General features: G+C 40.0%; 22 protein-coding genes. 17 read left to right on the plus strand and 5 right to left on the minus strand.

The annotated features are described in order from the left end of the window. Positions 1-152 precede the first annotated feature (152 nt). Positions 153-1,256 (plus strand): transcription termination factor NusA, encoded by a 1,104-nt coding sequence (nusA, locus tag CYO90_RS02230; protein WP_103578287.1) that lies wholly within the window; start codon positions 153-155, stop codon positions 1,254-1,256. After that, on the plus strand, positions 1,256-1,735 hold the full coding sequence (locus CYO90_RS02235; RefSeq protein ID WP_103578288.1) for a GNAT family N-acetyltransferase: 480 nt from the start codon (positions 1,256-1,258) through the stop codon (positions 1,733-1,735). Before nusA ends, CYO90_RS02235 begins: the two co-directional genes overlap by 1 nt. A gap of 67 nt (positions 1,736-1,802) precedes the next feature. Here CYO90_RS02235 and CYO90_RS02240 read toward each other — a convergent pair whose 3' ends face one another. After that, complete coding sequence (locus CYO90_RS02240; RefSeq protein ID WP_103578289.1) at positions 1,803-2,402, minus strand: outer membrane beta-barrel protein; 600 nt, start codon at positions 2,400-2,402, stop codon at positions 1,803-1,805. Between the two features lie 160 nt (positions 2,403-2,562). Here CYO90_RS02240 and CYO90_RS02245 point away from each other — a divergent pair, with 160 nt between their 5' ends. Next, positions 2,563-2,775, plus strand: a complete 213-nt coding sequence (locus CYO90_RS02245; RefSeq protein ID WP_002941953.1) for a transcriptional regulator — start codon at positions 2,563-2,565, stop codon at positions 2,773-2,775. A 131-nt stretch (positions 2,776-2,906) separates the two neighbouring features. On the opposite strand, the gene rho is transcribed toward CYO90_RS02245, so the two are convergent. Continuing rightward, positions 2,907-4,250, minus strand: a complete 1,344-nt coding sequence (rho, locus tag CYO90_RS02250) for a transcription termination factor Rho (protein WP_009294026.1) — start codon at positions 4,248-4,250, stop codon at positions 2,907-2,909. 288 nt (positions 4,251-4,538) lie between these two features. Between rho and CYO90_RS02255 the strand changes: the two genes are divergently transcribed. Then, the gene (locus CYO90_RS02255; RefSeq protein ID WP_103578290.1) at positions 4,539-6,920 is read left to right on the plus strand and encodes a heavy metal translocating P-type ATPase; all 2,382 of its coding nucleotides are present in this window, start codon (positions 4,539-4,541) and stop codon (positions 6,918-6,920) included. Next, positions 6,920-7,189, plus strand: a complete 270-nt coding sequence (gene ccoS, locus CYO90_RS02260; RefSeq protein WP_103578291.1) for a cbb3-type cytochrome oxidase assembly protein CcoS — start codon at positions 6,920-6,922, stop codon at positions 7,187-7,189. The genes CYO90_RS02255 and ccoS overlap by 1 nt, the downstream gene beginning before the upstream one ends. Here the strand turns inward: ccoS and CYO90_RS02265 are convergent. Then, on the minus strand, positions 7,124-7,732 hold the full coding sequence (locus tag CYO90_RS02265; RefSeq protein WP_258030626.1) for a LysE/ArgO family amino acid transporter: 609 nt from the start codon (positions 7,730-7,732) through the stop codon (positions 7,124-7,126). The two genes, ccoS and CYO90_RS02265, sit on opposite strands and share 66 nt — an antisense overlap. A gap of 117 nt (positions 7,733-7,849) precedes the next feature. Between CYO90_RS02265 and CYO90_RS02270 the strand changes: the two genes are divergently transcribed. Continuing rightward, positions 7,850-9,514, plus strand: a complete 1,665-nt coding sequence (locus tag CYO90_RS02270; protein ID WP_103578293.1) for a DNA polymerase III subunit gamma/tau — start codon at positions 7,850-7,852, stop codon at positions 9,512-9,514. Positions 9,515-10,041: 527 nt separating this feature from the next. Here the strand turns inward: CYO90_RS02270 and glnA are convergent. Continuing rightward, positions 10,042-11,472 carry a type I glutamate--ammonia ligase gene (gene glnA, locus CYO90_RS02275; protein WP_009294014.1) on the minus strand — a complete coding sequence of 477 codons (1,431 nt, stop codon included), beginning with the start codon at positions 11,470-11,472 and terminating at the stop codon, positions 10,042-10,044. An 87-nt stretch (positions 11,473-11,559) separates the two neighbouring features. Continuing rightward, the gene (locus CYO90_RS02280) at positions 11,560-12,339 is read right to left on the minus strand and encodes a histidinol-phosphatase (RefSeq protein WP_103578294.1); all 780 of its coding nucleotides are present in this window, start codon (positions 12,337-12,339) and stop codon (positions 11,560-11,562) included. A 136-nt stretch (positions 12,340-12,475) separates the two neighbouring features. Between CYO90_RS02280 and CYO90_RS02285 the strand changes: the two genes are divergently transcribed. The 11 genes from CYO90_RS02285 (at position 12,476) to ffh (ending at position 21,516) form a co-directional block, all read left to right on the plus strand. After that, positions 12,476-13,234, plus strand: a complete 759-nt coding sequence (locus CYO90_RS02285; RefSeq protein ID WP_103578295.1) for a chemotaxis protein — start codon at positions 12,476-12,478, stop codon at positions 13,232-13,234. Further along, a complete protein-coding gene (locus CYO90_RS02290; RefSeq protein ID WP_103578296.1) occupies positions 13,234-14,493 on the plus strand; it encodes a peptidase U32 family protein in 1,260 nt (419 codons plus the stop codon). The genes CYO90_RS02285 and CYO90_RS02290 overlap by 1 nt, the downstream gene beginning before the upstream one ends. Continuing rightward, positions 14,490-14,984 carry a 5-(carboxyamino)imidazole ribonucleotide mutase gene (gene purE, locus CYO90_RS02295; RefSeq protein ID WP_103578297.1) on the plus strand — a complete coding sequence of 165 codons (495 nt, stop codon included), beginning with the start codon at positions 14,490-14,492 and terminating at the stop codon, positions 14,982-14,984. Before CYO90_RS02290 ends, purE begins: the two co-directional genes overlap by 4 nt. An 11-nt stretch (positions 14,985-14,995) precedes the next feature. After that, entirely contained in the window at positions 14,996-15,469 is a 474-nt protein-coding gene (locus CYO90_RS02300) for a DUF3972 domain-containing protein (protein ID WP_002942132.1), read from the plus strand. Between the two features lie 3 nt (positions 15,470-15,472). After that, a complete protein-coding gene (locus tag CYO90_RS02305) occupies positions 15,473-15,889 on the plus strand; it encodes a GyrI-like domain-containing protein (RefSeq protein ID WP_103578298.1) in 417 nt (138 codons plus the stop codon). A 10-nt stretch (positions 15,890-15,899) separates the two neighbouring features. Continuing rightward, positions 15,900-16,760, plus strand: a complete 861-nt coding sequence (glyQ, locus tag CYO90_RS02310; RefSeq protein WP_021084368.1) for a glycine--tRNA ligase subunit alpha — start codon at positions 15,900-15,902, stop codon at positions 16,758-16,760. A 6-nt stretch (positions 16,761-16,766) separates the two neighbouring features. Next, positions 16,767-17,489 (plus strand): Nif3-like dinuclear metal center hexameric protein, encoded by a 723-nt coding sequence (locus CYO90_RS02315; RefSeq protein WP_103578299.1) that lies wholly within the window; start codon positions 16,767-16,769, stop codon positions 17,487-17,489. 16 nt (positions 17,490-17,505) lie between these two features. Beyond that, complete coding sequence (locus tag CYO90_RS02320; RefSeq protein WP_002941798.1) at positions 17,506-18,213, plus strand: zinc ribbon domain-containing protein; 708 nt, start codon at positions 17,506-17,508, stop codon at positions 18,211-18,213. 8 nt (positions 18,214-18,221) lie between these two features. Beyond that, positions 18,222-19,358, plus strand: coding sequence for a lipid IV(A) 3-deoxy-D-manno-octulosonic acid transferase (gene waaA, locus CYO90_RS02325; protein ID WP_103578300.1), 1,137 nt, complete (start codon positions 18,222-18,224; stop codon positions 19,356-19,358). Then, a complete protein-coding gene (locus CYO90_RS02330; protein ID WP_103578301.1) occupies positions 19,355-20,113 on the plus strand; it encodes an RluA family pseudouridine synthase in 759 nt (252 codons plus the stop codon). The genes waaA and CYO90_RS02330 overlap by 4 nt, the downstream gene beginning before the upstream one ends. A 62-nt stretch (positions 20,114-20,175) precedes the next feature. Beyond that, entirely contained in the window at positions 20,176-21,516 is a 1,341-nt protein-coding gene (gene ffh, locus CYO90_RS02335; RefSeq protein WP_021085569.1) for a signal recognition particle protein, read from the plus strand. The last annotated feature ends 20 nt before the right edge of the window (positions 21,517-21,536 follow it).

Consider the following 21,536-nt stretch of genomic DNA (forward strand, 5'->3'; position numbering starts at 1 on the left):
TAAATTTTAATCGGTCAATATACCCAAATCATCATAAAAAAAGGATTAAATAAAAGTTAATAACAAGCTTAAAGTTATTAAAAGTATGGCTTATGTATAATTTCAAAACTTCACGAAAAATCCCCGAAATTTATCGTCACAATGGAGAAAAAATGGAAAGAATATCAGACATTATAGAGTCAATTGCCAATGAGAAAAATTTAGAGATAGAAGATGTAAAAGAGCGCGTCATAAGAGCCTTGATAAACACTGCAAAAAGGGTTTATGGCGAAAATTATGAGTATGACGTGAGCATCGATGCAAATAAAAATTTAAAGCTTTATCAAAAAATTTCAATCGTAGCAAACGACGATGAGAGGCTTGCTGAAGACAATGAGCACTTTTTAAGCTTAAAAGAGGCTAAAAAGATAGATAGTGGCGTAGAGATCGGCGATGAGCTCACTTACGAGCTAAGCCTTGATAACCTTGGCAGAACCGCAGCTCAAACGCTTCACAAAGAGCTTGAGTATCACATCCAGCGCCTAGTAGAAGAGAAAATTTTACAAAAATATAATGAGATGAGCGGTCACATGGTCTTTGGTCCAGTTGTAAGGGTCGATAACGATGAAAACACATTTATCGAGATAGACGAGCTTCGTGCCATCTTGCCACGTAAAAACCGCATAAAAGGCGAGAAATTTAAAGTAGGCGACGTGGTAAAAGCGGTCATTAGAAAGGTTTTTACAGATAAAAATTTAGGCATAAAGGTCGAACTTTCAAGGACATCACCTAAATTTCTTGAAGCGCTGCTAACTTCAGAGGTGCCTGAGATAAAAGATGGCGGCATCATTATCCAAGGAAGTGCGAGAATCCCTGGCGAAAGGGCTAAAGTAGCGCTCATCTCGACCACTCCAAATATCGATCCAGTCGGCGCAACGGTCGGCACAAAGGGCGTTAGGATAAATGCCGTAAGTAAAGAGCTTCATGGCGAGAGTATCGACGCGATCGAATACACCACAGAGCCAGCGATCTTGGTGGCTCGCGCTATGGCACCTGCGATCATCACATCTGTAAAGATCGAAGAAAATAAGGCGATCGTGACACTTGCAAGCGAACAAAAGAGTAAGGCGATCGGTAAAAATGGCATAAATATCCGCCTAGCAAGCATGCTAACTGGCTATGAGATCGAGCTAAATGAGCTTGGCTTAAAAACTAGTAGCAGCGGCGAAAATGGCGAAATGGTTAAAGACCTAAAAGCACTCTTTGGAGATAATTAATGAAATTTCAAATAAGAAAAGCAACGAGAGCCGATATAGATGTAATTTGCGAGCTTGTAAGAGAGCTTGCGAGCTATGAAAAGATGAGCGATCAAGTTACTTTTACAAATGAAATTTTTGCAGACTCCATCTTTAATAAAAATCACGCAAAAGCCCTTATTTGCGAGAGTGAGGGCAGGGCGATAGGATATGCTATCTATTTTTACACATTTTCCACATTTTTGGGGCTTGGCGGGATCTATCTTGAGGACATCTACGTCAAAAAAGAGTTTAGAAATCAAGGCATCGGCAAGGCATTTTTTAAATTTTTAGCTCAAATTTGCAAGGATGAAAATTTAAAAAGGCTTGAGTGGTGCTGCCTAAACTGGAATGAGCCAAGCATCAAATTTTATGAAAGCATGGGCGCTAATAATCAATCTCTTGAGTGGAGAACCTACCGCTTAGACGGCGAAAATTTAGAAAATTTATTAAATTTATAGCTTATTTTAAAAGTAGGGCAGTTAGTTAAAAGCTCAAATTTGCTTTGAAATTTGAGCTTGTGAATTATTAAAATTTATATGTATATCCCATATAAAGACCGACATTTGTCTCTTTTATTTTTGCATTATCATATTTTGCTATAGAGCGATATTTCGTTCTATCAGCTTTTAAACCAAACTCAACTGTATTGTTTTCATTTATAGAGTATTCTGCACCAACTCTTGCACCTAGTATCCAGCCGTTCGTGCTAGCACTTTCCATCGGATTTTCAGCATCGCCACCTCTTAGTTTAAGCTTTGAAAAACCAGTGTAGCCACCAAGAACTAGTTTAAGATCTTTTGCTACGCTTGGAGTATAGTTAGCTCCAACTATAAATTTATGAGTTTTCCACTCAGCTACGCTTTTATCTTCGTCATTTGCTGTTTTCTTAACTTTAAAATCATATATGTATGCTCCATAAACTCTAGCCACATCAAAGTCATAACCAGCTTTTATGCCAAGACCGGGTTGTGCTTTTTTAGCTTTTGATTTGCCATTGTCACTTTTTGCTGTTAAATTTGAGTTAAAAGAATAATCTCCTTCAAATCCTACAAAGGCTCCTTGAGCTAAAGCGACGGCACTAGCTAGGCTTAAACCTAAAGCAACTTTTAAAACTACATTTTTCATTTTTACTCCTTATTTAAAAAATGTTACGTGGCTATTTTAAATTTTCTTATATTAAATAAAATTTAAATATTCAATTAAAATAATAAAAAACATAAAATAATTCAATTGTTTTCTTATCAGAATAAAATTTATAAAATCACTCAAAAAGAAGGAGTGTAAAGTGGCTAAGATGACAAAACGTGATATGGCTTATCATTTAGACGTTGATGTCGCAACGCTTTACAACTGGCGAAAACACAAGCCTAACCTTTATCGTATCGTGATGCTTGGATTTAAATTTGACGAGCTTATCGAGCAGAGCAAAAAGACTTGCAACGAGCTTTGCGAATATGAAAATTTAATCAATCAAGATATAGAAAAATTTAGTAAATAATCGTAATCTTTCTTATAACTGCAAGTGCTAGAAAATTCAAAATTTTTAAGATATTTTTGGCTAGAAAAGCTAGAGTTTATATTTTAAGTAAAAATTTGAGCTCAAAGCAAGGGCTTCAAGCTCAGTTGAATTTACTCGTTTAGGATAGAGAGAAGCTCTTTGTTGTCTTTTGTTTTTAGCATTTTTGCGTATAAGAATTTAAGCGCTTCGACGTCGTCCATTGTCGCGATCGCAGAGCGGATAGCCCAAATTTTTTGAAGCTCGTCAGGTTTTTGAAGTAGCTCTTCTTTTCTGGTGCCTGATTTTAGCACGTTGATAGCTGGGTAAATTCTGCGGTCTGAGATGTTGCGGTCAAGCACGATCTCGCTGTTTCCAGTGCCTTTAAACTCTTCAAATATCACTTCATCCATGCGTGAGCCAGTGTCAATAAGAGCAGTTGCGATGATGGTTAGAGAGCCGCCGTGCTCGATGTTTCTAGCTGCGCCAAAGAAGCGTTTTGGCTTGTGAAGTGCGTTTGCGTCCACGCCGCCTGTTAGCACCTTGCCGCTTGGTGGGGTTACTGTGTTGTAGGCGCGTGCTAGACGGGTTATGCTATCAAGCAAGATGATGACGTCTTTGCCCATTTCAACTAGACGTTTTGCCTTTTCGATGACTAGCTCTGCTACGCGGACGTGGTTAAGCGCTGGCAGGTCAAATGTCGAGCTAAATACCTCGCCTTTTACGCAGCGCTGCATGTCGGTAACTTCTTCTGGTCTCTCGTCAACCAAAAGCACCATTAGCTGGGCTTCTGGGTGATTTTTAGCGATGCCATGAGCTAGCTCTTTCATAAGCTCAGTTTTACCACTTCTTGGAGGTGCGACGATGAGGCCACGCTGACCCTTGCCAATAGGCGTGAAAAGGTCAAGCACACGGCCCGTTAGCTTCATCGGATCATACTCTAAATTTAGCTTTTCAGTTGGGAAAAGTGGGGTTAAGTTGTCAAAGAGTGGCCTCTCTTTTGCGTCTGCTAGAGGCATGTAGTTTACCGCCTCGATCTTTAAAAGGGCGTAGTATTTTTCTTGATCTTTTGGCTCTCTTACTTGGCCAGTGATGATGTCGCCCACACGAAGTGCAAATTTGCGGATCTGCGAGTTTGAAACATAAGCGTCGTTTGAGCTGTCGCTTAAATTTGCATCAACAGCCCTTAAAAAGCCGTAGCCCTCGTTTGTGATCTCTAAAATTCCAGTAAATAGTATAAAGCCGCCTTGTTTTGTCTGGGTTTTTAGTATCTCAAATATCAAATCCTGCCTGCGAAATTCGCGTGGATTTTCGACGCCAACGCCATTTGCGATCTGCACTAGTTCATCTAAGCTAAGCGTTCTTAGCTCTTCGATCTTGTGTCCATCGACTGGTACGTGAGTTCTTGATGCTTGATGTTTTTTTGTAGTTTTTGCGCTTTGAGCAGCACTTTGCTCGGTTTGGTTGTTGTTTTCCATTTTTCCTCTTTAAATGCGGGGATAAGATTGCAGAATTTCTAAGTTTCAAAAGTTTTTTGAAAGTTTTGGCATTTTATAAAAATAAAACTTTGTTGTCAAGAAATGGCATAAAATAAAATTTTTGCTCAAAGATGGTTCATTTGCTATAATCTCGCCATTTTATAAGGATAATAAAAGAAGAAATTTGTGCCTATTTTTTGCAGTTTGTCTGCTTCAAATTTATATGGTGCGTAATAGGCATGTGATGCAATAATATTGGTAAAAAATTTTAGATAGAAGAAAGTAAAAATGCCACAAAGTAGATGTGCTCATTGTAGATCAATATTTGATGAAAGCGTGATGATAGAGGCTAAGGGCGGGCTCAAGTTTTGCTGTGTTGGCTGCAAAGGTGTCTATGAAATTTTAAATGAAAGTGGTCTTGGCGAGTTTTATGAACGACTTGGCAAAAACACGCTAAATCCTGCAAGTAGCGGTGCAAACGTCAAAAATTTAGCGGCAAATTTTAGCGAGCTAGTGACAAAAGAGGGCGAGTTTTCTAAAATTTCACTTCTCATTGACGGCATAACCTGCTCAGCGTGCATCTGGCTGCTTGAAAAGGCGCTTTTTAGCCTGCCTGGTATCTTAGAGGTAAATATCAACTCGCTTAGCCAAAAGGCGGTCATCGTTTACGATGAGCAAGAGCTTTTGGTGGAGCAAATAATTGAGAAAATTTACGCCGTTGGCTACACTCCAAAGGCCTACGCAGCGAGCCAAAAAGAGGATGAACTAGTCAAAAAAAGGCGAAATTTCTACGCAAAAGCGCTTGTTGGCGTCTTTGCCACGATGAATATCATGTGGCTAGCGATCGCGCAGTATGGCGGCTACTTTAGCGGTATCAGAAGCGACGTGAAGGACCTGCTAAGCTTCGCGCAGTTTGTGCTGGCAACGCCAGTGCTTTTCTACACTGGCAGCGAGTTTTTTAAAGGGGCGAAGATCGCCATTAAAAACGCCTCGCCAAATATGGACCTGCTCGTTATCACAGGGGCTAGCATAACATATATCTACTCGATCTTTGCGATGCTTACAAGAAGTGGTGAGAGCTATTTTGACTCGGTAGCGATGATCATAACCTTTGTTTTTATCGGTAAATTTTTAGAAATTTTAGGCAAGAAAAAGGCGCTTGAGACTTCAAATTTCTTAAGTGATATGTTGCTTGCAAAAGTGTGCGTTTTAGAGGATGGCAAGGACGTTTTAAAAGAGCCAAAGGATGTAAATTTAGGCGAAAAGATCGTGCTTAGATCGGGCGAGAGGGCGCTACTTGATGGGGTGGTGCTTAGCGGTGAGGCGAGCGTGGACAGCTCAAGCCTAACAGGCGAAAGCTTGCCACTTTTGCTAAGCTGTGGCGGCGAGGTCAAAAGTGGCGTCGTCTGTCTAAACGGGCAGATCGTCTATGAGGCAAGGCAAATTTTTAAAAACTCATATCTTAATAAGCTTATAAATTTACTCCAAAACGCAGAGCTAAAAAAGCCAAATATCGAGCTAGCAGTCAATAAAATCGCCTCGAAATTCTCTCTTGGTGTGCTAACTCTGGCATTTTTCACATTTTGGTTTTGGTATTTTAAATTTAGCTTTTCAGAAGCGGTAGTAACGGCTGTGAGCGTCATCGTGATCGCTTGCCCTTGTGCGCTTGCCCTTGCCACGCCAGTTAGCAGCGTTTGCGCCCTTGGGGTTGCCTTTAAAAACAATGTGCTTTTTAAGGAGGCTAAATTTTTTGAAAGCCTTGCAAAGTGCGATGTGGCAGTGTTTGACAAGACTGGGACGCTCACAAAGGCTAAATTTGAAGTTGGCGAGTTTTTTATAAAAGAGGGCGTGAGTATAGATAAAATTTACTCGCTTTGCCTTATCTCAAACCACCAAATAAGCGTGGCGGTAGCTGAGTTTTTAAAGCAAAAGGGTGCAAAAAAAGTCGAGCTTGAAAATGCAAATTTAAGCGTGGCAAAGGGAGTTAGCGCTGATATTTTGGGTGAGCGTTTTGTGGCTGGAAGTAGGCGCTTTTTGGCTGAAAATGGGGTGAAATTTGAAGAGAACGAAGAAAATGTGAGCTTTTTTGTGGGCAAGCAGGGCGAGCTGGTGGCTAAATTTTACCTAAAAGATAGCGTAAAGCCTGAGGCAAAGGCTTTGATGGACGAGCTAAAGAGCGTTCGCATGAAGGTGTGTATCCTAAGTGGCGACGTGCAAAATGTGGTAAAAAATGTGGCAGATGAGCTTGGCGTGAGCGAGTTTGGAGCAGGGATGCTACCTGATGAAAAGGCTAAATTTATAGCCGGTCTTAAGCAGCAGGGCAAAAAGGTGCTGATGGTGGGGGATGGCATAAACGACGCAGCCGCGCTTAGCCTTGCTCACGTGGCTATTTGCATGGGAAGTGGCGCTGCGGTGAGCTTAGAGAAAAGTGACGTGGTGCTACTTGATGATAGCCTGCAAAGCCTTGCAAAAGCGGTGAAAATTTCAAAATTTACTTATAAAACGATAAAGCAAAATTTACTCTTTTGCCTGCTTTATAACGCACTTAGCCTGCCATTTGCCGTGTGTGGCTACGTCATGCCGTTATTTGCTGCGCTTTTCATGTCGGCAAGCTCGCTAAGCGTCATACTAAACTCGCTTTTTATAGTTAGAAAATTTAAGGACAAATAGTGGATACAACGACTCTTGCGATGCTTGTTTTTATCTCGGTTTTGATGGGGGCGGCATTGCTTTTTGGCGTGCTTTGGGGGATAAAAAATAGGCAGTTTGAAGACTACCGCAAATTTTTAGACGGAGCGAATTTGGACGATGAAGATGCGCTAAATGAAGCTTATGCGCTCGAACTTCGCAAAAAAGAGGCTCTAAAAAAGAGGCTAGAAGCTAGCAAAAATGATCATGAAAGCAAGGGCGAGCATGATGAGGCCGACAAAAAACTCTAAAATTTTCCAAGAGATGGGCCTTGCAAAAATGGGCGCTAAAAACCTAGCCAGATAGCCAAGTGTAAAGAAAAAACAAAATGAGGCAAGGCAGGCTCCCACGCCAAATATCAAATTTTCATCTTTAAATTTAGTAGAAACAGAGCCTATTAGGATCATCGTATCAAGATAGACGTGAGGATTTAGCCAAGTAAATGCGAGCGTTAAAAGGATATTTTTCTTTAAATTTGATCTGGCGTTTTCGCCGCTGGTATCCATGCTAAGGTCCTTAAAAAAGCACGTGTGAAAGCTCTTTAGCGCGTAAAATAGTAAAAATAAAAAGCCACCATATAGGGCGATTTCCTTGATGATGGGGAAGTTTTGCACGAGGCTACCAAGCCCAAAAACTCCTGCAAAGATCAAGAGGGCGTCGCTAATAACGCAAATGAGGCAGATGATAAAGATATTTTCTCTTTTGATGCCCTGTTTTAGCACAAATGTGTTTTGCGCGCCAATGGCTAAAATGAGCGATAAAGAGGTGAAAAATCCAGACAAAAATGCTTGCAAATTTATCCTTCTAGCTAAAGTTTGGCTTAAATTTAGCAAAATTTAACTTTATCATAACCATAAATTTATGCCTTTTTTTATAAAATCTGCAAATTAAAATTGCAAAAAGGAAAGCAGTTGCAAGCACTAGCCCTAAAATATCGACCAAAAAATTTTGACGAGCTCATCGGACAAGAAGCCGTAAGCAAGAGCCTAACCCACGCACTTGACGAAAACAGAGTGAGCCATGCCTATTTATTTTCAGGACTTAGGGGAAGCGGCAAGACATCGAGTGCTAGGATATTTGCAAAGGCTTTGGTCTGCGAGAAAGGGCCAACTTCTAGGCCTTGTGAGGTCTGTGCGCAGTGCGTGATGGCAAACGAGTCGCGCCACATGGACATCATCGAGATGGACGCAGCTAGCCATAGAAAGATCGACGACATAAGGGAGCTCATCGAGCAGACAAAATACGCTCCTACGGCTGCTAGATATAAAATTTTTATCATCGACGAAGTGCATATGCTAACAAAAGAGGCGTTTAATGCCCTTCTTAAAACGCTCGAAGAGCCGCCAAGCTATGTTAAATTTATCTTAGCGACCACTGATCCGCTCAAGCTTCCAACGACGGTGCTTTCAAGGACGCAACATTTTAGATTTAAGCAAATCAGCAGATATGAGATCGTAAAACATCTTGAATTTATCCTTAGTAAAGAGGGCGTGAGCTACGAGAGGGAGGCGCTTGAGATACTAGCTAGAAGCGGCGGCGGCTCGCTAAGAGATACGCTAACGCTGCTTGATCAAGCTATCATTTATGGCGCTAGTAATATCACAAAATCAAGCGTGGCAGCGATGCTCGGACTTCTTGATCCAAGTAGGATCGAGCAGATCATTGAGCACGTCGCAAATGCCGATAAAAACGCCATTAGAGTGCTTGTGACCGAGCTTGAGACCTATGAGCCAGAGATGATCATAGATGAAATTTTGGCAAATTTAAAGCAGAGATTTTTAGATAACGACCCAAAATTTTCACTTCTTATATATGAGAGATTTTTTAGGATTTTGGCGCAGGCAAAGTCGATGCTAAGCGTATCAAGCGACAATGGCTTTGTGCTGATGCTTATGCTCTTTATGATGATAGAGGCGCTAAATCTGCAAGATATCGATGAAGCCATAAAGCTTGCTAAGAGCGAGCCTAGCGTGGCTGTGATCGAGCCAAAAGCTGGCGTGAGTGAGCAAATTTTAGCCATAAAAGAAGCGCCAAAGACGCCATACGAGCAGTTTGTGGCAAAAATTTATGATAGAAGTTTTGAGCTTGGTGAAATTTTTAAAAATCACATAAGTTTTAGCTTTTTAAATGAAAATGAGCTTGGGCTAATCGTAAATGCAACTGGCGATGAGTTGGCTTTTTTCAAAAAAAGCTGGGGCGTAATGCATGAAATTTTACATACAATTTTTGGTAAAAAAATAAAGATCGTAAATGCTAAAACCCAAGCTCCTGCCCCAAAGCCAGAGCCTCAAACTAAGTCACAAGAGCCACAGGATAAATATAGCTACCTTGACGATGAGATCGCCAAGATAAAGGCTAGGCAGCAAGACGAGCAAAAAGATGAGCCAGCAAGCAAGCCAGAGGTAATGCCTGAAACTAAGGTAAATACGCTATCTCAGCCGCGAAATGACTTTGCAAAAGAGCTAATGTCGCTAAGTCAGAGCAAAAGCCCAGAGGAGCTTAAAAAGCAAAGAGAAGAGGGCGTGATAAAAGAGGCAAATAGGCTCTTTGGGCAGCCTGAAGTGCAAAATAGTTAGGGATTTGGCTCTTTTGTAAATTTCTAAATAAAAGTGGTCAAATTTGGTTTTTAATAAATTTATCTGCTGCCATCCTGACTAAATGAAATTTCAAATTTATATTGCAAATTTAAAAGAGCTAGGACTTGTTAAATTTGAACTTTTAATGAGGCAGATAAATTTAAAACTCTGGTAAATTTGACCCTTGTTTGCAAAATCAAATTTAGCTCAAATTTTAACCGCCATGTTAAATTTGGAGTTTCAAATTTATCTGCTATGACTATTTTTATGCATAAGTTTTAAATTTCTAAATTTTCATGAGTTTGGGCTTATTAAATTTAAAATTTATTCTTGTGCGTAAAGCCAAATTTAGCCCAAAATTTAACTATATAGATTTTATATTTTTAAAAAATTTATCTGTTGTGGTTAAAAAAAACTAAGCGATAATGTTTATTGGATTTAGCTCTAAATTTAATAATCGCAGGATCTTATATTTTAAATTTGATTAAAGAAGTCTCCAAGCTCAAAATGAGCTTGGAGATCGCGTTTTAGCAAGAGAAGCAGGTTTTAAACTCATAAGCGGTTGGGCGTGCTTCGTAAGGCCAAACCTGAGTTTCAAATTTCATGTGTTGATAAGTGTCGATGAAAAGATCACTCATTATCGGTTTTAGGTATTCGTTATCGCGGATAAGCGCTTCAAGGCTGCCACGAAGTGTGTGTGGGAGCTGCTCGATGCCACGCTCTCTGATCTCATCTAGGTGAAGTTTAAATAAATTTTCATCCATCGGACCAACTGGCTCGTATTTGTTTTTAACGCCGTCAAGCCCTGCCATTAACATCGCTGAGAAGGCTAGATAAGGGTTTGCTGTGCTATCTGGAAATCTCATCTCAGCTCTAACTGACTTCTCGCCAGCTCCGTAAGGTATGCGGATGCTCGCTGAGCGGTTTTGGCTCGAGTAGGTTAGGATAGATGGCGCTTCAAAGCCTGGTATTAGGCGTTTGTAGCTGTTTGTGCTTGGGTTTGTGAAGGCTGCAACGCTTCTTGCGTGTTTTAAAACACCGCCGATGTAGTGCCTTGCAAAGTCACTTAAATTTGCGTAGTTGCCCTCTTTGTAGAATAAATTTTTACCATCTTTCCAGACTGATTGATGCACGTGCATGCCGCTGCCGTTGTCGCCGTAGAGTGGTTTTGGCATAAATGTAACTGTCTTGCCGTTTAGGTGAGCGACCATGCGAACGACGTATTTGTAAATTTGAACGTTGTCAGCAGCCTCAACTAAGTTGCCAAATTTCACGCCGATCTCGCCTTGACCTTGTGCGACTTCGTGGTGTCCTAAAAATACTTCAAGACCAACTTGCTCTAAAACCTGCATCATCTCGGCTCTTAGATCGACCATACTGTCGATCGGCTGGGTCATCAAGTAGCCGCCTTTTCTGCGTGGGCGGTGACCTGTGTTGTAGCTATCTTTGAAGTCCGCAGCGTCGTTCCACTCGCCTTCTTCGCTATCTACTTGATACATCGCGCAGTTTGGGCTGTCGATGATTTTTACGTTGTCAAATACAAAAAATTCATTCTCAGGGCCAAAATATGCCTCATCGCCAAGTCCGCTATCTTTTACATATTGCATCGCTCTTTTTGCGATCGAGCGAGGGCATTTTTCATAAATTTGACCTTTGTAAATGTCGTAGATATCGCAAAAAACGACGACTGTGATATCAGAGGTAAATGGGTCCAAAAACGCAGATGTCGCTTCTGGCTTCATTATCATATCGCTCTTGTCGATAGGCTGCCAGCCATTCATCGAGCTAGCGTCCATTGGGATGCCGTTTGTGAAATTCTCTTTTGTAACAGCTTTTATGTTGTAGCTTATGCTGTGCCAAGCGCCGTTTAGATCGGTAAATCTAAAATCTACAAATTTAACTTCATTTTCTTTGCAAAAATCAAAAAAATGATCGATGTTTTGGACAAATTTTCCCATTTTTTATCTCCTTCTGGTTTTTAATTTTCGTATTGTATCACAAAATTTTATATTTAAGATTATTTTTATATTTTATTTGACCCCAAACTAAAATTTTACTAATTCTCTATCTCTGTTTTTAAATATCGCACACTTTGAATACCCCAAATTTCTAGCTATCTGCTCGCAAATTTCGCCGTTTTTGCTGATATCTTCTTTGGCATGAGCATCTGAGCCAAAGGTGATAGTGATGTCATTTTCAGCGATTAACTCTAGTAAATTTACGCTTGGATATTGCTCGCCGATAGGTTTTCTAAAGCCAGCTGCGTTTATCTCAACTACCAAATTTGCCTCTTTTATCGCTTTTATGGCGTTTTGGGCTAAGATCCTGACATCTTTTTTGGGTAAAAATTTAAATAGCTTTAAAAGATCGATGTGCCCCATGATGTCAAATTTACCAAGCCTAGCCGATCTTTCTATGTGGTCAAAATACTCCTGCCAAATTTGATCCAGGTCTTTGCCTTCGTAGCCACCGATAAATTCAGGGTTGTCAAACGCCCAGCCGTTAAAAAAATGCACAGAGCCTATTAGATAATCAACCTTTCTAGCAAAAACTCGCTCGTCCATAAAGCCATCTAAAAAGTCCATCTCATAGCCAAGTAAAATTTCTATCTCACCACTAAATTCATCTCTTAAACGTAAAATTTCGTCTTCGTAGCTTTGCATCTCTTCAAATTTCATCCTATAAGCTTCATCGTAGTTCATCGGCGCGTGATCGCTAAAGCCAAAGTATTTTGTGCCAGCTTTTATGGCGCATCTCACAAATTCTAGCGGTTCGCCAACTGCGTGGTTGCAAAGCGGTGTGTGGTTGTGAAGATCGACGGTCATTTTTTGCCTTTTAAAGTCGTTTATTTTTCAAAAATGCTACCTAAAATTTGATAAATTTAAAGATAAACGCATACTTTTTAAACTTTCTTTTTATTTAAATCTTATATAATCAAGGCAAATTTTATTAGGAGCTTTTATGACCCAAGAGGAACTTGACGCGCTTATGGCGGGCGGATTAGAGGATGATTTAGGTGATACTAAAGATGCCAGCCAAGAGGTCGCGGACGTCAAAGAGGAAACAGACGAGGTAGCAGAAGTTGCAGAGGCAATGAGTGCTAAAGCAGATGAGCCACAAGCAAAGTCAGAGAGTAGCTCAAAACAGGGCGAAAACTACAGAGTGAGTGCAGACGGCGTTTGGCCACCGCCACCACCGACTGAAGACCACAAAATGGTACACCAGCTTGATGATGTGACAAGAGATAGCGAAGAGAAAGCTACTCAGATGTTTGACAAGCTTGAGACGATAAATAACTTTTTTATGGACGCTGAGAGCGACTCAAACAGCCTAAAAGACGCTATAAACTCAAACGTTGAGCTATTTACGACGCTAAGTGAGAAATTTCCAAATATCGCTGCATTTAGCGAGGCTTTGGAGAAAAACAACGCACTTCTTGGCACAGTTGATAACATCATCTCAAATTTACAAATGGGACAAGATGAGATCATGATGGCTATGGATATGATGCAGTATCAAGACATCCACAGGCAAAAGATCGAGCGTGTTATCAACGTTATGAGAGCACTAAGCAAGTATATGAATACCTTGTTTGAAGGTAAAATAGACGATGAAAAACGTGTTGGCTCTGCTGTTCATATCGCAGGCGATACAACGACTGAAAACCTAGTCAGCAACGACGACATCGAAGCCTTGATAGAAAGTCTGGGTAAAAAATAGTGCTAAAAAGGCCTGAGCTTTTATCTCCAGCTGGAAATTTAACAAAACTTAAAATCGCCCTTGAATACGGAGCCGACGCTGTTTATGGCTCGGTGGCTAGCTTTTCGCTAAGGACTAGATCAGCAAGAGAGTTTAACCTTGAAACATTCAAAGAGGCAATAGACTACACACACGAAAAGGGAAAGAAATTTTATGCGACCATAAATGCTTTTCCTTTTAACTCTCAGATAGAGCCGCTAAAAAGGCACTTACAAACCATCTCAGCGATGAAGCCAGATGCCTTTATCATCGCAACTCCAGGCGTCATGAGCCTAGCAAAAGAGATCGCTCCAGATATCGAGATACACCTCTCCACTCAGGCAAACGTTATGAACGTGCTGGATGCTAAAATTTATCACGACATGGGCGCAAAACGCATTGTTGTGGCTAGAGAGATGAATTTAAAAGATGTTATAAAGATAAAAGAGGAAATTCCAACCCTTGATATCGAAATTTTCGTCCATGGCTCGATGTGCTTTGCCTACTCTGGCAGGTGCCTAGTAAGCTCAGTGCAAAGCGGACGTATGTCAAACCGCGGCAGCTGCGCAAATGACTGCAGATTTAAGTATGAACTCTACGCCAAAAACGAAGAGAGCGGCGTGCTTTTCCGTTTAGAAGAGGACGAAAACGGCACTCACATTATGAACTCAAAGGATCTTTGCCTCATCTCACACATCAAAGAGATTGTTGATAGCGGTGTTGTTGATAGCTTTAAGATAGAGGGTCGCACAAAGAGCGAGTACTACGCAGCCTGCACGGCAAGAGCCTATAAAATGGCAATAGATGACGCTATGGATGATAAATTTGACGCGCAAATTTATGAAAATGAGATAAATACGCTGAAAAATCGTGGCTTTACGGACGGCTACTTGGTGCATAGACCTTATGAGCGAACCGATACGCAAAACCACGTTAGCAGCCTAGAAGAGGGCACTCATCAGGTAAATGCCATAAGCGAAGATGGTGAGTTTTTTAAGTGTAAGTATAAAATTTTCCCAGATAAGGGCTACGAGATCGTAGCACCGACTGGGGCTATTATAGATGATAGTGAAAATGAAATTTCTAAGGTCTATTCGCAAGATGGCAAGAAATTTATCAAATTTAAGCAACTCATCACCAAAAAAGGCAAGGTCATGAGCGAAATTCACAGCGGCAATGAAAATGAGATAAACCTCGGCGTTAAGCTGCCAAAATTTAGTTTTTTAAGGGAGAAAATATGAAATTTGTTTCTATTATAATGGGAAGTAAAAGTGACTATGAGATCGTTAGCGAGGCGGCAAAGACTCTGGAGAAATTTGGCGTAAAATATGAACTGATAATCAGCTCAGCCCACAGAAGCCCAAAAAGAACTAGCGAGTACGTCGCAAATGCCGAGAAAAAGGGCGCAAAAGTCTTCATCGCAGCTGCTGGTATGGCGGCTCACCTAGCTGGAGCGATCGCTGCAAACACAACAAAGCCAGTGATCGGCATACCAATGGCAGGATCGGCTTTAAGCGGCGTTGATGCACTTTACTCAACTGTGCAAATGCCAAGTGGCATGCCAGTGGCGACCCTAGCTATCGGCAAGGCTGGCGCAATAAATGCAGCCTATCTTGCGGTGCAAATTTTAGCCCTTGAAGATGAGGGGTTAGCAAGTGTGCTAAAAGCCGACAGAGAGGCAAAGATAAAGGCTTTAGAGGAAGACTCTTCAAAGGTTGAAGTGATACTATAAAAGGAGAAGCGGTGCAGACCTATCTTGGAGTTGATGAATTTTGCAAACTTGTGCACTTGGAGCGCGAAGTTATCGAGGATATGATAAATCGTGGCGTTTTGAAGACCAAAGAGGAAAATGGAGAAATTTTGATAGAAGCGAGCGAGGGAACGATGAGCGTGGTGCCTAGCGTTTCGCAAAATTTATCCTTGCAGCCGCAAAGCCAAGATGGTTTTAGCTTTGTCGAAAAGACGATTGGCACGATACTAAATTTACATGAAAAAGTGCTTGACGCAAAAGATGAGACGCTTGAGACCTTAAGAAATGAGAATAAATTTTTAAAAGAGGCGCTCATTTCGATGCAAGAGCTCTATGACGAAGATAGAAAAACGGTCGAGACGCTTACAAAACAGCTTAAAATTTCACAAGATGAAGTTGAATTTCTAAAACGAAAATACAAGCTTATGTGGAACCAAGCGGTTGAAAATTTTAACGGACAAAAGTAGTTTATGAAGATTATAAATTTAGATGATAGCTTTGAAATTTATGGAGTAAAAACTCGCACTAAAAATGAAGATGAAATGGACGGCAACGGCAAAATTCCAGCTTTATGGTCCAAATTTATGAGTGAATACTATGATGGCAAGAGTGAAATTTATAGTGTTTACTGTAACTACGAAAGTGATTTTAATGGACATTACGATAACTTCATCGGCATAAGATCGCACCAAAAAGGTGATGAAAATTTAAAGATACAAAGTGGAAAATACGCTCTTTTTAGTTTTGCAAATGAGCCACAAAATGTTGCAAAATTTTGGGGTGAAATTTGGAGATATTTTGAAAGTAGTGAGCTAGAAAGAGCCTATAAAACGGACTTTGAAAAATACCTAAAAGATAAAATAGAAATTTATATATCAATAAAATAAAAGGCAAAAAATGACATTTTCACAAATAATACTAACGCTTCAAAACTATTGGCAAGAGCAAGGCTGCGTCATACTTCAGCCATACGACATGCCAGCAGGTGCGGGCACATATCATCAAGCGACATTTTTAAGAAGCCTTGGACCAAAGCCGTGGGCGACCGCATACGTAGCTCCAAGCCGCCGTCCGACTGATGGTAGATACGGCGAAAACCCAAACCGCCTTGGCGCTTACTATCAGTTTCAAGTGCTCATAAAACCAAGCCCAGAAAATATCCAAGAGCTTTACCTAAAAAGCCTTGAAAGACTTGGTTTAAATTTGAAAAATCACGATATTCGCTTTGTAGAAGACAACTGGGAGAGCCCGACGCTGGGCGCTTGGGGACTTGGCTGGGAGGTCTGGCTAGACGGCATGGAAGTAACGCAGTTTACCTATTTTCAACAAGTGGGTGGCATCGCATGCGAGCTCATATCTGGCGAGATAACCTACGGCCTTGAGCGCTTAGCTATGTATCTACAAGACGTAAATAGCGTCTACGACATCGTTTGGGACGACTCTAATGGCAACATCGTAACCTACGCTGACGTGCATAAACAAGGCGAGTATGAGTGGAGTAAATATAATTTTGAAGTGGCAAACGTTGATATGCTTTTTAACCAGTTTGAAAATGCATTTAACGAGTGCAAACGCTGCTTGGAGGCTAAAATTTCACTGCCAGCTTACGACTACTGCATGCTTGCAGCTCATACATTTAACGTCCTTGATGCGCGCGGAGCGATCAGCGTGACGCAAAGACAAGACTACATCTTAAAAATTCGCGAGCTTGCAAAAGAGTGCGCGCTAACATATAAAGAGAGCTTAGAGCAAAAGTAAAATTTGATGAAAATAGCTGAAATTTATAAAATCTTAGATGAAATTTGCCCATTTGCAAGCCAAGAGTCTTGGGATAATAGCGGCCTGCAAGTTGGCTCATTTGACAGCGAATTTGAGCGAATTTATCTAAGCCTTGATATTGATAGCGAGCTTTTGCAAAATGTCTTGCCAAACTCGCTCATCATCACCCACCATCCGCTCATTTTTAAGGGGTTAAAGTGCCTAGACTACAGCCTCTATCCAAGCTCGCTCATAAGAGAGATGATGATAAAAAACATCTCACTCATCTCGCTTCACACAAATGCTGACCTTGCATTTTTAAATGAAAAATTTGTAACGCAGGTTTTGGGGCTTGAAATTTCAAGCAAAGAGGGATTTTTGGTCTACGCTGATGTGAATATGAAATTTAGCGAGCTTTGCAAATTTATAAAAGAAAAACTTGGGTTAGAAAATTTAAGAGCCGTTCATGCAAAAGATGAAATTTTTAAAATTTGCATCTGCACTGGAAGCGGCGCAGATCTCATGCAAGATGTCAAAGCAGACGCCTTTTTAACGGGCGATCTAAAGTATCACCAAGCCCTTTATGCAAAGGAAAATGGACTAAATTTGATCGACATAAACCACTATGAAAGTGAGCGTTATTTTAGTGATTTTTTAGCAAAATATTTGCAAAATCTAAAAATTGAAGTTATAATAAGCAATTCTAAAAACCCATTTACATATTGCTAACAAAAAAGGAAACATTATGAATAAATATTTGCAACAATTAGTTGAATTATCTGATCTTGACAAACAAATAGATGGTTTCACTCCACGCATACAAGAAGTAGAAAAAGCCTATAAAAGCATAGAAGAAGAGTGTGAAACTATAGCGGTTAATGTAGAAAGACTTGACGAAGAGGTAAATGATCTAAAATCACAAAAATCAGGCACAAACGCTCATATCGCAGAATTTAGCGCAAAGATCAAAGACGTGGCTAAAAAAAGCTCAAGTGCAAAAAGCGAAAAAGAGATAAAAGCGCTAGGTCTTGAAGAAGATATCGCAAAAGAGCAACTTGAAGCAGCAAACGAAGAGATCGCTAGACTTGAAAAATTAATAGACAATAAAAATGCTCAAAAAGATGAGCTAAATGCTAAAAAAACAGAGCTTGAGGGAAATTTAGAAAAGATAAAAAGCGAGGTTTCATCTGAGCTTGAAAAGATCGAAAAAGAGCGCAAAGAGGTTTATGCTAAAAAAGATAAACTTGTCGCTGCGATGAACCAAAAAATCCTAGCATTTTATGAAAAGATCAGAAAATGGGCTCACAACACAGCCGTTGTGCCTGTTAAAAAACAAGCTTGTTATGGCTGCTTTATGCAGATAAATGATAAAACTTTCTCTGCGGTTGTAAAAGGCGAAGATATCGTTACTTGCCCGCATTGTGGCAGAATTTTATATAAACAAGAGCAATAACACGTTTCGTGATAATAATATATTATTTTTTAGCCTCAATACTCTACTTTTTTGGGGCTATTTTTCTACTTTTGTTAAGTTTCAAAAAAAAATACCATAGATCGATCCCAGCACGTTTTTTTCTCTTTGATAATCCTAAATTTAAAGACGCAGATGTGCATTTTCACGCTTGCTCGTTTGGCGAGGTGCAAGCGCTTAAGCCTTTGGTGCAAAAATTTGACAGCAAAGCCATAAGCGTTGTGACAAATACGGGCTTTGAAGCGGCGAGTAAAATTTGTGCTAACACGAGACTTTTGCCATTTGAAATTTTCTTGCCATTTTGGTTAAAAAAGAGCAAAATTTTAGTCATTTTTGAGGCTGAGCTTTGGCTCATGCTAGTTTTCATGGCAAAGCTAAAAGGCAGCCGCGTGATACTGATAAATGCAAGAATTTCAGATAGAAGCTACAAAAGCTACTTGAAATTTGGCTTTTTTTACAGATATCTTTTTAAATTTATAGATAAAATTTATGCCCAAAGTGAGCTTGATAAAGAGAGGCTAAAGTCGCTTGGAGCAGGTGAAATAGAGGTCGTTGGCAACATAAAAGCTGCGTTTTTACCAAGTGTGAGTAAAATTTATGAAAAGCCAAAAGCTAGAGTGATCGTGCTAGCAAGCACGCATACTGGCGAAGAAGAGATGATTTTAGATAATTTAAATTTAAAAGAAAACGATCTATTAATCATCGCACCACGCCACCCTGAGAGATTTGCAGAGGTGGAAAAGCTAGCTAGCGAGTACGCTAAAAAGCATGATTTTAGCTTTGCTAAATTTAGCCAAAGGCATAAATTTGAAGCTAAAGTAAATTTGCTTGACACTTTAGGTGAGCTTGTAAATGTCTATGCTATTAGCGATGTAGTCGTGCTTGGTGGCAGTTTTGTGCCAAATATCGGCGGGCATAATCCAATCGAGTGCGCGCAATTTAACCCAGTGATAATTAGCGGTGAGTTTATATTTAACCAAAAGGCGTTATTTAGCCTAGTTGAAAACATCTATATCGCAAAGGCTAGCGAGATCGGCGGCATAATGGGTAGTGACGCCAAAAAGAGCAAGATCGCCGTGCAAGCAAGCGCTGATGCGATCATAGAAGATATAAGGAGCACTTTATGAGTGAAGAAAAAGCGTATAAAATTTTAGCCAAGCAAAAAAATATCTCAAACAACGAGGCAAAGGAGCTAATTGACAGCGGACTAGTCTATGCCAAGGGGCAAAAGGTAATGATCGCTCGTGCGCTAATGAGCGAAAATACTAAATTTAGCGTCGAAGAGATACCAAAGCCAAGCGTTATCTTTGAAGATGAAAATTTAATAGCCATTAACAAACCTGCTGCCATAACTAGCGAAAAAATCAGCCAAATGTATAAATTTCCACTCCTTCACAGGCTCGATAAAGACACAAGCGGCGTGCTGCTTCTTGTAAAGAATGACGAATTTGCGAGCCTTGCCATAAATGAGTTTAAAAAGATGAAGGTTGAGAAAATTTACGTGGCTGCAGTTAGGGGCATCATGAGCGAGGAGGTCGTCGTAAATGAGCCGATCTTAACGATAAAAAATAAAAATGGCGCCTTTTCAAAGATCTCAAAAGATGGCAAAGAGGCGATCAGTGAAATTTCACCGCTCATGGTTGCTGGTAAAAAAACGCTGGTAAAAGTTGCCATAAAAACAGGCAGGACGCACCAGATAAGAGTGCATTTGGCTAGTTTAAATTTACCTATCGTTGGCGATGAAAAGTACGGTAAAAATATGGCAAATAGAATGTTCTTGCATGCCTATTCTATCGCTCTTTTAGACTATAAATTTAAAGCGCCGATCCCAAAAGAATTTAACTCTCTTGGATTTGAGCTTTCTAATAAATTTGAAATTTAAAGAGCAATAAAGAAATTATTTAGTAATATACGCCCTTTAATAACAACTTAGAAAGGTGATTAGTGTTCGAGCAAATTAGCGAGTCTTTTAGATTAGCCGTTAGCAAGATACGTTTTGTAGATGACGAAAAAGCTCTAAAAAACGCACTTGACGTGCTCAAAAAAGCTCTTTTAAAAGCTGATGTTCACCATAAAGTCACCAAAGATTTGCTTGCATCTATCGAAAGCGAACTAAAGCAAACTGGTGTTGGCCAAAAGAATTTTCTAGATGCGATCAAGTCAAATTTAACGACTATCTTAACAGCTCCTGGTAATCAAGGCTTTGTCTATGCGCCAGTTGCACCGACCATTGTTTTGATGGCTGGCTTGCAAGGCAGCGGTAAAACAACGACAACTATCAAGCTTGCAAACTATCTAAAACTAAGAAAGAAAAAAGTTTTAGTTGCAGCTTGTGATTTGCAAAGATTAGCAGCGGTTGAACAGCTAAGGCAGCTCTGCGTTGCAAATGAGATCGATCTTTTTTATATAGAAAACGAAAACAACCCCATAAAAGTAGCAAAAGAAGCACTAGAAAAAGCAAAAAGCGGCCTTTATGACGTGCTTTTGGTGGATACCGCTGGTCGTCTTGCGATCGATGAAAAGTTGATGCAAGAGATAAAAGATGTAAAAAATGCGATAAATCCACATGAAATTTTCTATGTAGCTGACGCTATGAGCGGACAAGACGCCGTAAAAACAGCTACAAGTTTTAATGAAATTTTGGGAATTTCTGGAGTTATCCTTTCTAAATTTGACTCTGACTCAAAGGGCGGCGTAGCTATTAGTATCGCAAAACAGCTAAATATCCCACTTAGATTTGTCGGTACTGGCGAGAAAGTAGCTGATATCGAGAGTTTTATACCAGATCGTATTGTAAGCCGTATAATGGGTGAGGGCGACTTAGCTACTTTGGTTGAGAAAACATCGACTATTATCGATGAAAAAGAGGCGAAGCGTCTAAATCAAAAGATAAAAAAAGGTCAGTTTAACTTTAATGACTTTTTGGATCAAATGGAAAGCGTTAAAAAGCTTGGTAGTATGAAATCTTTGATGGGTATGATACCTGGACTTTCAAATATTGCAAACCAGATAAAAGATATAGACCTTGATAATTCAAAAGAAATTTTGCATATTAAGGCTATGATAAATTCTATGACACAAAAAGAGCGTGAAAATCCAGACCTTTTAAACAATAGTAGAAAAAGGCGTTTGGCAGCTGGTTCTGGACTATCTCAAGTAGAGGTAAATCGCTTTTTGAAGCAGTTTGAAAATGCCTCAAAGCTTGCTAAGAAATTTTCAGGAAAAGGCGGAGCAAAAGGACTTGCAAATATGCTTTCACAAGCAAATTTAAAAAGACCTGTTTGATAAAAGGGTTTAAATTTGGA

The sequence above is a fragment of the Campylobacter concisus genome, assembly GCF_002913745.1.
GTDB lineage: Bacteria > Campylobacterota > Campylobacteria > Campylobacterales > Campylobacteraceae > Campylobacter_A > Campylobacter_A concisus_R.